Source organism: Paenisporosarcina quisquiliarum, from assembly GCF_027563315.1.
Lineage (GTDB): Bacteria > Bacillota > Bacilli > Bacillales_A > Planococcaceae > Paenisporosarcina > Paenisporosarcina quisquiliarum.
On sequence record NZ_JAMKBJ010000008.1, the window covers coordinates 89,886 to 105,073 of the forward strand.

19 protein-coding genes and 2 other annotated features are annotated in these 15,188 nt (G+C 43.2%); all 19 genes read left to right on the plus strand.

Annotated features, from left to right (window positions below; genetic code table 11):
- The first annotated feature begins 167 nt into the window (after positions 1-167).
- Positions 168-1,544 carry a DNA repair protein RadA gene (gene radA / locus M9R32_RS10625; protein WP_269926725.1) on the plus strand — a complete coding sequence of 459 codons (1,377 nt, stop codon included), beginning with the start codon at positions 168-170 and terminating at the stop codon, positions 1,542-1,544.
- A 177-nt stretch (positions 1,545-1,721) separates the two neighbouring features.
- Complete coding sequence (locus M9R32_RS10630) at positions 1,722-2,801, plus strand: PIN/TRAM domain-containing protein (protein ID WP_269926726.1); 1,080 nt, start codon at positions 1,722-1,724, stop codon at positions 2,799-2,801.
- A gap of 97 nt (positions 2,802-2,898) precedes the next feature.
- Positions 2,899-3,594, plus strand: coding sequence for a 2-C-methyl-D-erythritol 4-phosphate cytidylyltransferase (ispD, locus tag M9R32_RS10635; RefSeq protein WP_269926727.1), 696 nt, complete (start codon positions 2,899-2,901; stop codon positions 3,592-3,594).
- Complete coding sequence (ispF, locus tag M9R32_RS10640) at positions 3,595-4,071, plus strand: 2-C-methyl-D-erythritol 2,4-cyclodiphosphate synthase (protein WP_269926728.1); 477 nt, start codon at positions 3,595-3,597, stop codon at positions 4,069-4,071.
- A gap of 56 nt (positions 4,072-4,127) precedes the next feature.
- A complete protein-coding gene (gene gltX, locus M9R32_RS10645) occupies positions 4,128-5,591 on the plus strand; it encodes a glutamate--tRNA ligase (RefSeq protein ID WP_269926729.1) in 1,464 nt (487 codons plus the stop codon).
- Positions 5,592-5,645: 54 nt separating this feature from the next.
- Positions 5,646-5,870 (plus strand) — a binding site (T-box leader).
- 151 nt (positions 5,871-6,021) lie between these two features.
- The gene (gene cysE, locus M9R32_RS10650) at positions 6,022-6,681 is read left to right on the plus strand and encodes a serine O-acetyltransferase (protein ID WP_269926730.1); all 660 of its coding nucleotides are present in this window, start codon (positions 6,022-6,024) and stop codon (positions 6,679-6,681) included.
- Positions 6,678-8,078, plus strand: a complete 1,401-nt coding sequence (cysS, locus tag M9R32_RS10655; protein ID WP_269926731.1) for a cysteine--tRNA ligase — start codon at positions 6,678-6,680, stop codon at positions 8,076-8,078. Before cysE ends, cysS begins: the two co-directional genes overlap by 4 nt.
- Positions 8,075-8,506, plus strand: a complete 432-nt coding sequence (locus M9R32_RS10660; RefSeq protein ID WP_269926732.1) for a Mini-ribonuclease 3 — start codon at positions 8,075-8,077, stop codon at positions 8,504-8,506. The genes cysS and M9R32_RS10660 overlap by 4 nt, the downstream gene beginning before the upstream one ends.
- Entirely contained in the window at positions 8,503-9,255 is a 753-nt protein-coding gene (gene rlmB / locus M9R32_RS10665) for a 23S rRNA (guanosine(2251)-2'-O)-methyltransferase RlmB (protein ID WP_269926733.1), read from the plus strand. The genes M9R32_RS10660 and rlmB overlap by 4 nt, the downstream gene beginning before the upstream one ends.
- Before the next feature lies 1 nt (position 9,256).
- Complete coding sequence (locus tag M9R32_RS10670; protein ID WP_269926734.1) at positions 9,257-9,766, plus strand: NYN domain-containing protein; 510 nt, start codon at positions 9,257-9,259, stop codon at positions 9,764-9,766.
- Between the two features lie 73 nt (positions 9,767-9,839).
- A complete protein-coding gene (sigH, locus tag M9R32_RS10675; protein WP_269926735.1) occupies positions 9,840-10,487 on the plus strand; it encodes an RNA polymerase sporulation sigma factor SigH in 648 nt (215 codons plus the stop codon).
- A gap of 84 nt (positions 10,488-10,571) precedes the next feature.
- Positions 10,572-10,721 (plus strand): 50S ribosomal protein L33, encoded by a 150-nt coding sequence (rpmG, locus tag M9R32_RS10680; RefSeq protein ID WP_081637847.1) that lies wholly within the window; start codon positions 10,572-10,574, stop codon positions 10,719-10,721.
- Between the two features lie 41 nt (positions 10,722-10,762).
- On the plus strand, positions 10,763-10,948 hold the full coding sequence (gene secE, locus M9R32_RS10685) for a preprotein translocase subunit SecE (protein WP_269926736.1): 186 nt from the start codon (positions 10,763-10,765) through the stop codon (positions 10,946-10,948).
- A 105-nt stretch (positions 10,949-11,053) separates the two neighbouring features.
- Positions 11,054-11,587, plus strand: coding sequence for a transcription termination/antitermination protein NusG (nusG, locus tag M9R32_RS10690; protein WP_269926737.1), 534 nt, complete (start codon positions 11,054-11,056; stop codon positions 11,585-11,587).
- A 409-nt stretch (positions 11,588-11,996) separates the two neighbouring features.
- The gene (rplK, locus tag M9R32_RS10695; RefSeq protein ID WP_016429869.1) at positions 11,997-12,422 is read left to right on the plus strand and encodes a 50S ribosomal protein L11; all 426 of its coding nucleotides are present in this window, start codon (positions 11,997-11,999) and stop codon (positions 12,420-12,422) included.
- A 117-nt stretch (positions 12,423-12,539) separates the two neighbouring features.
- On the plus strand, positions 12,540-13,241 hold the full coding sequence (rplA, locus tag M9R32_RS10700) for a 50S ribosomal protein L1 (RefSeq protein WP_269926738.1): 702 nt from the start codon (positions 12,540-12,542) through the stop codon (positions 13,239-13,241).
- Between the two features lie 41 nt (positions 13,242-13,282).
- Positions 13,283-13,422: a sequence feature (ribosomal protein L10 leader region), on the plus strand.
- 33 nt (positions 13,423-13,455) lie between these two features.
- Positions 13,456-13,956, plus strand: coding sequence for a 50S ribosomal protein L10 (gene rplJ / locus M9R32_RS10705; protein WP_269926739.1), 501 nt, complete (start codon positions 13,456-13,458; stop codon positions 13,954-13,956).
- Between the two features lie 75 nt (positions 13,957-14,031).
- Positions 14,032-14,394: a 50S ribosomal protein L7/L12 gene (rplL, locus tag M9R32_RS10710; protein WP_269926740.1), complete on the plus strand. Its 363-nt coding sequence runs from the start codon at positions 14,032-14,034 to the stop codon at positions 14,392-14,394.
- 82 nt (positions 14,395-14,476) lie between these two features.
- On the plus strand, positions 14,477-15,082 hold the full coding sequence (locus tag M9R32_RS10715) for a class I SAM-dependent methyltransferase (RefSeq protein WP_269926741.1): 606 nt from the start codon (positions 14,477-14,479) through the stop codon (positions 15,080-15,082).
- Positions 15,083-15,188: the final 106 nt, after the last annotated feature.

Below are 15,188 nucleotides of genomic sequence, written 5' to 3' on the forward strand. Positions count from 1 at the left end.
AAGTATTTTGAAGGCGTGGGACTTGCAGTTGGGTTACTGTCCAGCTTCAAGCGCCAGCTCGCACCTAAGCTTCAGAAACTTCTTCGGAAACAGGTTTCCGAAACGTTTCTTCCAGCGCCGGTGTCGAGCTTGAGTGGCGCTCTACGCTTTCCTACATAGGAGGCACTATGGCTAAACGTAAAACGAAATTCATGTGTAACTCGTGTGGCTATGAATCTGCTAAATGGATGGGACGCTGTCCGGGATGCGGTGAATGGAACACAATGGTGGAAGAAGTGGAAGTGGTCGTAAAAGGACCACGCCGTACATTCCAACATTCTGAAAAAATTGCTCAAAAAGCGACACCAATTACAGCGGTTGAAACGGTCGATGAACCACGCGTAGATACGGACCTTTCAGAGTTAAACCGTGTTCTTGGGGGCGGGATTGTCCCAGGTTCGTTGATTTTGATTGGTGGAGACCCTGGTATCGGAAAATCAACGCTGTTGCTACAAGTTTCTTCTTTACTTGCAAACAAAGGGCAACGCGTACTGTATATGTCTGGGGAAGAATCGATCCGACAGACGAAACTTCGTGCGGAGCGCCTTGGAGTGGCATCCTCAGAGCTTTATATTTATTCAGAAACCAACTTGGAACTGGTCAATGAAGCAATTGACCAAGTCGAACCGAAGTTTGTCGTCATCGACTCTATTCAAACGGTTCACCACCCGGAAGTCACGTCTGCCCCAGGTAGCGTTTCTCAAGTGCGTGAGTGTACAGCGGAATTGATGCGAATTGCCAAAACGAAAAATATTGCGATTTTCCTGGTAGGGCACGTCACGAAGGAAGGTCAGATTGCCGGACCACGATTGCTAGAACATATGGTGGATACGGTTCTTTACTTCGAAGGTGAACGTCACCATACTTATCGCATTTTACGTTCACAAAAAAACCGTTTCGGCTCAACTAACGAGATTGCTATTTTTGAAATGTTGCAAGGTGGTTTGAAAGAAGTGCTGAATCCATCTGAACTGTTCTTGCAGGAACGTTCACAAGGAGCTGCGGGTTCAACGGTAGTGGCTTCGATGGAAGGGACGCGTCCGATTTTGGTTGAAATTCAGGCGTTAATTACGCCGACGAGTTTCAATTATCCGAAGCGGATGGCAAGCGGAATTGATCAAAACCGGATTTCACTCTTGATGGCTGTTCTAGAGAAGCGGGTCGGAATGTTGCTGCAAACGCAAGATGCCTACATCAAAGTGGCGGGCGGCGTGAAGTTGGACGAGCCAGCAATCGATTTGGCTGTACTGACGACCATCGTGTCCAGTTTCCGCGATGTGGCTGCAAGTGCGCATGACTGCTTTATTGGTGAAGTGGGGTTAACAGGTGAAGTGCGCCGAGTGTCTCGTGTGGAACAACGTGTGCAGGAAGCAGCGAAGCTTGGATTCAAACGTGCAATCATTCCAGCGTCGAACCTTGGCGGTTGGGATTATCCAAAAGGCATACAAGTAGTCGGTGTTGAAACCGTAAATCAAGCATTGAAAGAAGCTTTCCCGAACGCTTAGGCGTTTCGGGGAAGTTTTTTGCTTGTTTAGTGAAACTGATTACCCCGATTACCTCCCTAGCGCAATGAGCAAATCCCGACAACAACTGTTTGTCGAACGAAACTTTACACATCCCTTCTTCGTCTAGTAGGTGTTTCCATGTGAAAACGTGTATAATCAAAAACAGGAGGTGGGCTTGTGTTAAAGTGGATTATTCGAATTACCTTTATCTTGATTGGTGGAACGCTCGGGTTACTTTTATTACCGCAATTATACGATCTTATACATTTATCTTCTAACCCGTGGCTGAACAATCCGTATGTGTCTGTACTAATAGGGGCCATTCTTTTATATGTCCTTGCGTTACTGTTGACTGACTATTTGATTGAGTTTTTAAGTTGGATGGAAGATCGATTACTGAAAGCGCCAATCGGTGATTTATTGTTTGGTACACTTGGTCTGATTGTTGGTCTTAGTGTCGCATTTCTTTTGAATTTTGCGGTGGATTCCATTCAGTTGCCAGTCATCAATGCCGTATTGCCGGTATTGCTGACCATCACCTTAGGATACCTTGGTTTCCAAGTAGGGTTTAAGAAGCGCGATGAGATTGTACAGATGTTTACTGCTAATAAAGCGGTTGTTCAAAAGAAGAAATTCGATGAAAACAACCCGCAGGCATTGCAACAAGCGTCTTATAAATTACTCGATACGAGTGTCATTATCGATGGTCGGATTGCTGATATTTCCACAACGGGTTTCCTGGAAGGGGTGCTCGTCGTACCTCAGTTCGTCTTGACTGAACTTCAGCATATTGCCGATTCTTCGGATACATTGAAACGTACACGTGGCCGAAGAGGTCTTGATATTTTGAAACGACTTCAGTCAGAACGCGCTTCAGCTGTTTTGATTACGGAAGAAGATTTTGATGATGTAGCGGAAGTTGATTTGAAATTGATGCGTCTTGCGAAGAAAATGGACGGCATGGTAGTGACAAATGATTTCAACTTGAATAAAGTATGTGAGTTGCATCAAGTGCCTGTTCTGAATATCAATGATCTTGCGAATGCGGTCAAACCAGTCGTTATTCCTGGTGAAGAAATGCATATCGTCGTCATCAAAGATGGAAAAGAACAAAATCAGGGCGTTGCTTATTTGGACGATGGAACGATGATTGTGGTAGAAGATGGCAAGTCGTATATCGGCCAAGCAATTAATGTCGTTGTCACAAGTGTTCTTCAAACTTCGGCAGGTCGAATGATTTTTGCCAAAACGAAATAATACATCACACCAAAAATAAGAGGCTGCCCTTTCTGTCATCAACACGAGACAGCTAAGGCGGCCTCCTTTTCCATCATGAATGAGGAGAATACATGAAATGAACTATATCGTTGTATTACCAGCCGCAGGCAGTGGAAAACGGATGAGGGCTGGCCATAATAAATTATTTCTGACATTACGCAATAAGCCGATTCTGATCCATACGCTCGAGGTTTTTGAACAGGACCCAAATTGCGCCGGGATATGGCTTGCAGTGAAGCCTGAAGAGCGCATGATAATTCAAGAGATGTTAGATGAGCATCACATTACAAAAGTAAAAGGGATGCCTGCAGGTGGCGAGGAACGACAGCACAGTGTGTATGCCTGTATCCAGGCAGCTGAACATGAGGCTGACTTAATTCTCGTTCACGATGCGGCAAGGCCGTTTATCGAACCAGCCGTTATTAAAAAATTGGCTCAAAAAGCGAGCGAAACGGGTGCGGCAATTGCTGGCGTAAAAGCAAAAGACACCATGAAACGCGTACATAATCACATCATTGAAGAGACAGTGGACCGCGAGCAGTTGTGGATCATCCAGACACCGCAAGCTTTCCAAACGGACATATTGGTAAAAGCACAGAAGCAAGCGGAACAGGATGAATTCCTTGGTACAGATGAATCCATGTTGGTCGAGCGACTCAATATTCCCGTACACGTGGTGGAGAGTACGTATGATAATGTAAAAATGACGACACAGGAAGATTTATTGATGGGCGAAGCGATCTTACAAAAACGACAGCAGGAGGAAAACTAAATGTTTCGAGTTGGACAAGGGTTTGATGTACATGAATTTGCAGAAAATAGACCGCTTATTTTAGGTGGAGTGACGATTCCATATGAAAAAGGTTTAATTGGTCATTCGGATGCCGATGTTTTATTACATACGGTGACGGATGCGGCACTAGGGGCAATCGGCGAAGGGGATATAGGACGTCATTTTCCTGATACGGATCCTGAATTTAAAGATGCGGACTCTGCTAAACTACTGGCTTACATTTGGAACATCGTCGAAGAAAAAGGCTATAAATTAGGCAATGTGGATTGCACGATTATTGCACAAGCACCGAAGATGGCGCCTTACATAACGCAAATGCGTGACCGCATCGCACAACTGTTAAATGCGGAGCCAACGCAAGTAAATGTCAAAGCGACAACGACTGAAAAGCTTGGTTTTACAGGACGCGGAGAAGGCATCGCGGCACAGGCGACGATTTTACTCATTCAAAAATAAGCATGACCTGTGTTAAACTGGACAAAGTTTAGCACGTATTCGAGGAGGAAACACACATGACACAAGAAGTTCGCGTACGCTACGCACCAAGCCCGACAGGAAATTTACATATTGGTGGAGCCCGCACTGCCTTATTCAACTATTTATTTGCACGTCACCATGGCGGCAAATTCATCGTACGTATTGAAGATACGGATATTGAACGTAACATTGAAGGTGGCGAATTATCGCAACTGGAAAACTTAAAATGGCTTGGCATCGAGTATGATGAGTCTGTTGATATCGGTGGACCATATGCTCCTTACCGTCAAATGGAACGTCTGGACATTTATCAAAAGCATGCAGAAGAAATGCTTGAAAATGGCCATGCTTATAAATGTTTCTGTACAACGGAAGAGTTAGAAGCAGAGCGTGAAGAGCAAAAAGCAAAAGGTGTCGCTGCACCAATGTACAAAGGTACATGCCGTAACTTAACAAAAGAAGAAGTGGCGGAAAAAGAAGCGGCTGGTCTTGCACATACGATTCGTATGCGTGTCCCGTCAGATGTAACGTATACATTTGAAGACCTCGTTCGTGGTTCAGTTTCATTTGAATCAAAAGACGTTGGGGACTGGGTGCTTGTAAAAGCAAACGGTATTCCGACTTATAACTACGCAGTCGTGTTGGATGACTATTTCATGAAGATTTCTCATGTATTCCGTGGGGAAGAACATTTATCTAACACACCAAAACAAATGATGGTATTTGACGCATTTGGCTGGAAAGCGCCTGAATATGGTCATATGACGTTGATCATCAACGAAAACCGTAAGAAACTTTCAAAACGTGACGAATCGATTATTCAATTCGTTGCTCAGTATAAAGATCTTGGGTATATTCCAGAAGCAATGTTCAACTTCTTTGCGCTTCTTGGCTGGTCTCCTGAAGGGGAAGAAGAAATCTTCACGAAAGAAGAATTCATTCGCCAGTTCGACGTCAATCGTTTATCTAAATCACCATCGATGTTCGATAAGCAAAAATTGACTTGGATGAACAATCAATACTTGAAGCAACTTTCATTGGATGAAGTAGTTGAACTTGCATTGCCTCATCTACAAAAAGCAGGTCGTTTGCCTGAAACATTGACAGAAGAAGAAAAGCAATGGGCAACTGGCGTGATTGCGCTTTATCATGAACAAATGAGCTTCGGTGCTGAAATTACTGAGCTAACTGACCTATTCTTTAAGGATGAACTTGCATATGATGAAGAAGCGACTGCTGTTTTAGCTGGTGAGCAAGTGCCGGAAGTTATGGCGTCATTCAAAACACAACTTGAGCAACTGGAAGTGTTTGAAGCGGATGCTATTAAAGGTGCGATTAAAGCTGTGCAAAAAGAAACTGGACATAAAGGTAAGAACTTGTTCATGCCAATCCGTGTTGTGACGACTGGTCAAACACACGGTCCGGAATTGCCGAATGCCATCGCGTTAATCGGCAAAGAAAAAGTACTTGCACGTGTTGAGAAATTCGCGAAACAATAAGTTTGACTTTCACGCATCATGGTGTGAAAATGAAGCTATCTTTAACCAGAACATTAAAACGCTTTGATGAGGAGAAGTACATAAGGCACGCTCTTTAGAGAGGACCACCACCGGCTGAAAGTGGTCTGAGCTCAGGCACTATGGAAATGCACCTCTGAGCGCTCAGCTGAAACGTTTAGTAAGCGAGCCGTATCGTCTACGTTAAAAGACGCCAAGTGGGAAGGAATGCACAACATCCTTCCAATCAGAGTGGAACCGCGCGATTACAGCGTCTCTGTCAGTCAATGACAGGGGCGCTTTTTATTTTGGGCAAAAAACGGAGTTATCTCAGAAAGCAAACGATAAATACACCGAATTAATCGTTAGAGTTTTCGCAAAGCCACAAATATGCTACCGAACGAAGCAAATAATCAAAATAGGAGGAAAGAAAATGTTCAGTCTAATGAAAGAAGATGTTGAAGTCGTCTTTGAACAAGATCCAGCAGCAAGACGTGTGCTGGAAGTTGTGCTGACATATGCCGGATTGCATGCAGTTTGGGCACACCGTGTAGCACATGCCCTTTTTAAACGAAAATTCTTTTTCCTGGCGAGAGTCGTGTCACAAATGAGTCGTTTTTTCACCGGAATTGAAATTCATCCGGGTGCCAAAATTGGCCGTCGCTTTTTTATTGACCATGGTATGGGAGTGGTCATCGGAGAAACGTGTGAAATCGGCAACAACGTCACGATTTTCCAAGGCGTTACACTGGGAGGTACAGGGAAGGAACGAGGTAAGCGACACCCAACGTTACACGATAACGTACTAGTGGCCACAGGAGCGAAAGTACTTGGGTCAATTACCATCGGTGAAAACAGTAAAGTCGGTGCCGGCTCCGTTGTATTAAAAAATGTTCCCCCGAATTCCACGGTAGTAGGTATTCCAGGAACTGTCGTGATACAAGATGGAGTCAAAGTGAAACGTGACCTAAATCATCAAGATTTACCGGATCCGGTTGCGGATAAATGCAATATGCTGGAAGAGAAAATTGCTATCTTGCGAGAGCAAGTGGCGGTCGTCAGTGAACAACTCGAAAAGGAGCGAAATAAATGAGCATTCATATTTACAACACGTTGACAAGACAAAAAGAGCCCTTTGTGCCACTGGAAGAGGGCAAGGTGAAAATGTATGTGTGTGGACCGACTGTCTATAATTACATCCACATCGGGAATTCCCGTCCTGTCATCGTCTACGATACGGTGCGTCGATACTTGAAGTTCCGTGGATATGAAGTTAATTTCGTCTCCAACTTTACGGATGTTGACGACAAAATCATCAAGACTGCAAATGAGCTTGGAGAAGATGTATCCGAATTGACGGAGCGTTTTATCGCTGCTTACTTTGAAGATGTGACCGCACTCGGTTGCCAAAAAGCGGATGCTCATCCACGTGTAACAGAACATATGGACTCCATCATCGAATTTATCGAAGTCCTGATTGAAAAAGGTTATGCTTACGAGTCGCAAGGTGACGTCTACTACCGTACGCGCAAGTTTGATGGTTACGGAAAATTGTCCCATCAATCGGTCGATGATTTGAAAATTGGTGCACGTATTGAAGCGGGCGAAAAGAAAGAAGATGCACTCGATTTTGCCTTATGGAAAGATGCGAAGCCGGGTGAAATTTTCTGGAAGAGTCCTTGGGGCAACGGTCGTCCGGGTTGGCATATTGAATGTTCGGTAATGGCTCGTGAAATCCTTGGTGACACAATTGACATTCATGCAGGTGGCCAGGATCTGACGTTCCCGCATCATGAAAACGAAATTGCGCAGTCGGAAGCATACACAGGCAAACAATTTGCTCGCTACTGGATGCATAATGGCTATATCAATATAGATAATGAGAAAATGTCGAAATCACTTGGTAACTTTGTATTGGTGAACGACATTCGTAAACAAATCGATCCGCAAGTATTGAGATTCTTTATGCTGTCAGTACATTACCGTCACCCAATCAATTTCTCGCAAGAGCTTGTTGAAAATGCGGAAAATGGTCTGGCGCGCATTCGAACATCTTATGCGAATTTGGCGCATCGTTTGGAAGCGTCCCCTGAACTTGGAGACCACCAGGATATCTGGTTAAACAAGATTGAAGAAGTCCGCACACAATTCATTTCGTCAATGGACGATGATTTCAATACGGCAAACGGGATTGCTGCTTTATTCGAGTTGGCAAGTCTGGCCAATGTGTATTTGATTGAAAAACATACGGAAGCAGCTGTACTGACGGCGTTCATGGAAACGTTGAAAGAACTTTCACTTGTGTTAGGGATTGAAGTGGAAGTGCAAACTGAAGTACTGGATGAAGAAATTGATGCTCTTATTGCTGAGAGAATCCAGGCTCGTAAAGATAAAGATTTCGCTCGTGCAGATGCGATTCGAGATCAATTGAAAGAAATGAATATTTTATTGGAAGACACGGCGCAAGGTATCCGTTGGAAGCGCGGATGAACAGAGAATATTCACTGCGACCGGCAGATGTAAAACAATTAAACTCACTCGCCCTTGCGTATATGGGGGATGCAGTCCTCGAGCAAGCCGTTCGTGAACACTTGATTCGTTCAGGACGGGTCAGACCAAATACGTTGCATAAAGAAGCGACAAAATATGTTTCAGCAAAAGCTCAAGCATCCGTAGTACGTGTACTGCTGGCTGAAAAGTTTTTGACGGAAGATGAGGAAGCGGTGCTCAGACGCGGTCGTAATGCCAAGTCTGGCACCATTCCAAAAAACACAGATGTACAGACGTACAAGTATAGTACGGCGTTTGAAGCGGTTCTCGGAAGTCTGTATTTATCTGGAGAATTTGAACGCGTGAAGGAAATTATCGAAAAAGCAATTTCCACTATAGAAGAACCGAAAGGAGAATCGATATCGTGACTGAACTAGACAATGAAATCGTCTCAGGAAAAAATCCAGTATTGGAAGCCCTTCGATCTGGGCGGGATATGAATAAAGTATGGGTAGCGGAAGGTGTCAAAAAAGCCGGCATCGCCGAGTTGTTGCAACTAGCGAAAGAAGCTGGCATCATCGTCCAGTTTGTACCGAAAAACAAGGTCGATCAATTGACGGATGGAGCCAATCACCAGGGGATAGCAGCATCAGTTGCAGCTTACCGTTATGCGGAGATTGATGAACTTTTCGAGCGTGCTACGTCACGCAATGAAGATCCGTTATTTTTGATTTTAGATGAATTGGAAGATCCACATAATCTGGGTTCTATTTTACGTACTGCGGATGCGACCGGCGTCCATGGCGTCATCATTCCAAAGCGCCGTGCGGTTGGTCTTACTGCTGTTGTGGCGAAAACGTCTACAGGGGCAATTGAACATGTGCCGGTAGCGCGCGTGGGCAATTTAGCGCAAACTGTTGAAGATTTGAAAAAACGCGGTGTTTGGATAGCTGGGACAGATGCCAAAGGATCGGCTGACTACCGTCGCATGGATGCCAAATTACCATTGGCAATCATAATAGGCAGTGAAGGAAAAGGGATGAGCCGCTTGCTGAAAGAGAAGTGTGACTTCCTTTATCACATGCCGATGGTTGGTCATGTAACGTCGCTAAATGCTTCTGTTGCTGCCGCAATCCTAATGTACGAAGTGTTGCGCAACCGCCAGCCGGTTAATTGAGATGGACATTTTACTCGTCGATGGCTACAACATTATCGGCGCATGGAAAGAATTGCGTGCATTAAAAACGGACAAGCTTATTGATGCCAGAGATCGACTGATTGAAATGATGGCGGAATACAAAGCGTATTCCGGATGGAAAGTCATTGTTGTGTTTGATGCGCATCTCGTACCTGGAATAGAAAAGAAGAAAAAGCAGTACGATGTCGAAGTCATTTTCACCCGTGAAAATGAAACGGCGGATGAACGCATTGAAAAATTAACTTCTCAACTAATGACAAGACGTGATCAAGTGCACGTAGCAACATCTGATTTGACAGAACAATGGGTAATCTTTGCGCAAGGTGCACTGAGGAAGTCTGCACGAGAACTTGAAATTGAAATGGAGTTAGTGCAGGACAATATCACGAAGAAAGTGAAGGCGATTCAGGACCAACGGCCGTTTTCAAAAATTCAGCTCACCAATGAAGTGGCAGAAATTTTCGAAAAATGGCGCAGAGGGATGAAATGAGGCGTTGACGCTCGATTTCCACATCCTGTATACTAGGGTCAAACTATGCAGACCGGCCGAGGTGATACTGTTGATGAAGAGTGACTATGTACACGTGAAGCTGCACCAATTTGAGGACTTACTTGATGATGAACTTGTGGAATTGGTACACAATGGCGACTCCGAAGCGTTGGACTTTTTAATCACAAAATATCGATCTTTTGTGCGTATGAAGGCGAGATCTTACTTTTTAATCGGTGCCGATAAAGAAGATATCATTCAAGAAGGAATGATCGGACTCTATAAAGCGATTCGGGATTTTAGAGGGGACAAACTCTCATCGTTTCGTGCATTTGCAGAACTTTGCATCACGCGTCAAATTATAACCGCTATTAAAACAGCAACACGTCAAAAGCATATTCCGCTCAATTCATATGTGTCATTGGACAAGCCGATTTTTGATGAAGAATCTGACCGTACGTTAATGGACGTGATTTCGGGTTCCGTCATCGACGATCCTGAAGAACTGATGATTCATCGTGAAGATTTTGATTACATGGAAGAAAAAATGAGCGAAATTCTTAGCGAATTGGAGCGGCAAGTACTGGCTTTGTATCTGGATGGCCAGTCTTACCATGAAATTTCCGAAGAGTTGAATCGTCATGTTAAATCCATTGATAATGCACTGCAACGCGTGAAGAGGAAACTGGAACGGCACATTGAAATCGGTGGCGTTCATTGAAATCTTCACCCGGGCGTTTGTTGACAGTCTAAACCGTAGGTGATAGTCTTTAAAAAGACAAATGCTGACTTAAAAGGTGATAAAATGGCTAATAAAGTCGTCTTAAGCTGTGTGCAATGTGGTTCAAGAAACTATACAGTGCCTGCTTCGAAAGAAGGATCAAGTGAACGTCTGGAACTGAAAAAGTATTGCTCCCATTGCAAAGCGCATACGGTTCATAAGCAAACGTTGTAAATATAAATATAGATAATTTTTACTCGGAGGGTTAAATCAGAATGGCTAATATCAGTGGTTTCTTTGGTAATGTTGTCTCGGAAATGAGAAAAGTTAGCTGGCCTAAACGTAAGGAACTGACTCGTTATACAGTCATTGTACTTTCAACGGTCGTAATTATGGCAGTGTTTTTCGCAGTCATTGACTTAGGAATTTCAGAAGCGTTTCGCTGGTTCCTTAAACTGTAATTTGATAACTGATAGCACTTGTGGAAAATAGCCCGTCAGAAACTGAGAACGGGTTTTTTCATTTGTCTAAAGAAATGGAGGGACGGACGAACAGTCCTGCTACTTATGGAAAAGAATTGGTATGTTGTTCACACGTATTCTGGATACGAGAACAAAGTAAAAGCAAATCTTGAAAAGCGTGTTGAAACAATGGGTATGTCCGATCTGATCTTCCGCGTCATCATCCCGGAAGAACAAGAAACGGATTTTAAAGATGGTAAAAAACGCACAGTAATGCGTAAAACATTCCCTGGGTATGTTTTAGTAGAACTTGTGATGACGGACGATTCTTGGTATGTCGTGCGTAATACACCAGGTGTTACTGGATTTATCGGTTCTTCAGGTGGTGGAGCAAAACCGACACCATTATTGCCGGAAGAAGTAGAATTCATCCTGAAACAAATGGGTATGACTGAACGTAAACTTGAAGCGCAATACACAGTCGGTGAAATGGTTGAAGTTCTTGAAGGACCATTTGCACACTTCCAAGGTAAAGTGGAAGAGATTGATGATGCAAAAGGCAAGTTGAAAGTTTCTGTTGATATGTTTGGACGCGAAACAAAAATGGAACTGGACTACGATCAAGTTATTAAAATGTAATTAGAAAAGTGAAAAGCGCTACTCAAGCCTGACACCGGTGCTGGAAGGACCGACGCGAAAGCTTGCTTTCGTGAGAAGGCCTGAAGCTTAGGTGCAGGCTGGCGCTTGCAACTAGACATAGTAGAATAGTGAAAAGCGCCACTCAAGCTCTATGGCTTAAATACACGCTGACACTTAACTAAACAAAGCAACTTTAGAGTGGAAAAACCCATTCGAAATTTAAATCTTACAACCTTTTTCCAAAAGCTACTTGCTTAAGTTTTGGAAAAATGGTATTATTTCAAAGGTCAGACTGAAATAGTGTAGTCTGCGAAAATTTTAGCTTATGCTCAGCTAGTAGCTGACAGACAGATATTGAGTGGGAGGGGCAACCCAATTACCACATCACGGACTTAAGGAGGTGTGTCTCGTGGCTAAAAAAGTTGTTAAAGTAGTAAAATTACAAATTCCTGCTGGTAAAGCAAATCCAGCACCGCCGGTTGGTCCAGCATTGGGTCAAGCAGGTGTTAATATCATGGGATTCTGTAAAGAATTCAACGCACGTACGGCAGATCAAGCTGGACTAATTATCCCTGTTGAAATTTCTGTATTTGAAGACCGTTCATTTACATTCATTACAAAAACTCCACCTGCAGCAGTATTACTTAAAGTGGCGGCTGGTATCCAGTCAGGTTCTGGTGAACCAAACCGCAAAAAAGTTGCTACGGTGAAGCGTGATAAAGTTCGCGAAATCGCTGAACAAAAAATGCCAGACCTAAACGCAGCATCAGTTGAAGCAGCTATGTTGATGGTTGAAGGTACTGCGCGCAGCATGGGTATTGTCATCGAAGACTAATCCCTGCACTTGATGATGCATTAGTTTTTGGGGGGTTGCGGATGTCTACAAGACACGCAACCCTTATTCGTGGGAGGTTTATTCCGCTAAAACCACAATCAAGGAGGACATTTTACAATGGCTAAAAAAGGTAAAAAGTTGCAAGATGCAGCGAAATTGGTAGACCGTACTAAATTGTACGCAGCTCAAGAGGCAATCGAACTTGCTAAAAAAACGAGCACTGTTAACTTTGACGCAACAGTTGAAGTGGCATTCAAATTAGGAATCGACACACGTAAAAATGACCAACAAATCCGTGGAGCAGTAGTACTTCCAAACGGAACTGGTAAAACTCAACGTGTATTAGTTTTCGCTAAAGGCGAAAAATTAAAAGAAGCAGAAGCTGCTGGCGCTGACTTTGTTGGCGATTCAGAGTTCATCACTAAAATCCAACAAGGATGGTTTGACTTCGATGTAATCGTAGCTACTCCTGACATGATGGGTGAAGTTGGTAAATTAGGTCGCGTATTAGGACCAAAAGGCTTAATGCCAAACCCTAAAACTGGTACTGTAACATTCGACGTAACTAAAGCAATCGAAGAAATCAAGGCTGGTAAAGTTGAATACCGTGCTGACAAAGCTGGTATCATCCACGCACCAATCGGTAAAGTTTCTTTCGACGACAACAAGTTAGTTGAAAACTTCTTAGCAGTATTCGATGTAGTTCAAAAAGCTAAGCCTGCGGCAGCTAAAGGAACTTACATGAAATCAGTTAACGTTACAACTACAATGGGTCCATCTGTAAAAGTGGATTCTTCTAGCGTAAAAGTTAACAAATAAGGTTGACAGTTAAAAGTTTATCTGTTAAGATGACTTTTGTTGTAAATAAATTATTTGTACCGTAGACAGTAGGGGCGACTTGTCGCATAATGATCCTACCGAGGACATGCATTCAGATTCTTTTAAAGATGACGTTTCAGCCCCTGTGTCTATATAGATCCAGGGGCTTTTCTTTTGGCGGTATAAATGACTCATTCTATTAGGAGGTGTCCAGATGAGCAGAGCAATCGAAGCTAAAAAAGTTCGTGTTGAAGAAATTACTGAAAAGTTCCAAACAGCAGCAACTGCAGTAGTAGTTGACTACCGTGGCTTGAGTGTTTCTCAAGTAACTGAACTTCGTAAACAACTTCGTGAAGCTGGCGTTGAATTCAAAGTGTACAAAAACACAATGACTCGCCGTGCAGTTGAAGTTGCTGGTCTTGAAGGCTTGAACGAAAGTCTTACAGGTCCAAACGCAATTGCGTTCTCAACAGAAGACGTAGTAGCGCCAGCGAAAATCCTTAACGATTTCGCTAAAAAGAACGAACATCTTGAAATCAAAGCTGGTGTGATTGAAGGTACAATCGCAACTGCTGAAGATATCAAAGCACTTGCAGAACTTCCTTCTCGCGAAGGTTTGTTGTCAATGCTACTCAGCGTTCTACAAGCTCCAATGCGCAACTTCGCAGTTGTCACAAAAGCTGTTGCAGAACAAAAAGAAGAGCAAGGCGCGTAATTCGTTACACGGCTTAGCTGTTTAAAACCGGGTATAACCCAAACAAAAAAATATTCCTATTAGGAGGAACATACAATGAACAACACTCAAATCCTTGAAGCAATCAAAGGTATGACAGTTCTTGAATTAAACGACTTAGTAAAAGCAATCGAAGAAGAATTCGGCGTTACAGCTGCTGCACCAATGGCTATGGCTGCTGGTGGCGGTGCTGCTGCTGAAGAAGAAAAAACTGAATTTGATGTAATGCTTAACTCTGCAGGAGATCAAAAAATCAAAGTAATCAAAGTGGTTCGTGAAATCACTGGATTAGGTCTTAAAGAAGCTAAAGAAGTTGTAGACAACGCTCCTAAAGCTCTTAAAGAAGGCGTAACTAAAGAAGAAGCAGAAGAAATCAAAGCTAAACTTGAAGAAGTTGGCGCTTCAGTAGAAGTTAAATAATTTCTTTTAATAAGTAATGGAAAGCTCGTCAGTTAACGGCGGGCTTTTTCTTCATTTCATCATCAGGTTGGAGGGTGCCCGAATGGCTGATCATTATTATTCAAAAAAACCTCAAACTGAAAGTAAGCCTAAATCATGGAGTTTTAAACTGCGTGGTGAGCTGTTTCATTTTGAAACGGATACGGGTGTTTTCAGTAAAAGCGAAGTAGATTTTGGGTCCCGTGTTTTGATTGATTCGTTTAAAATGCCTGCTACTGAAGGGCCTGTGCTTGATGTGGGGTGTGGGTATGGACCAATTGGTTTATCCATCGCTAAAACTGAGGCAGACCGTACGATTCATCTGGTGGACATTAACGAGCGTGCAGTTCAACTTTCGCGAAAAAATGCGGAAGTCAACGGGGTACAAAATGTACGAATCTATGAAAGTGACGGGTTAACCGACGTTACGGAAACTGACTTTGCTACAATATTAACAAACCCGCCGATCCGAGCTGGTAAACAAACGATTTTTCGTTTCTATGTAGATGCCTATACGAAATTGCGTGTGGGTGGAGAGTTGTGGGTTGTCATTCAGAAGAAACAAGGAGCTCCGTCAACTTTCGATCGATTAGAAGAAATTTTCGGTCAAGTTGAAGTGATCGACAAGGTAAGAGGTTACTGGATCATTAAAGCTGAAAAAGTCAAATGATTATTGACTTGACAAAATCGCTATGATATTATAATAAAATGCAAAAATATTATTTTGCGGTCGTATGCCCTTTTGTATAAAGATATTTTCTTAGTGGGTATACTTA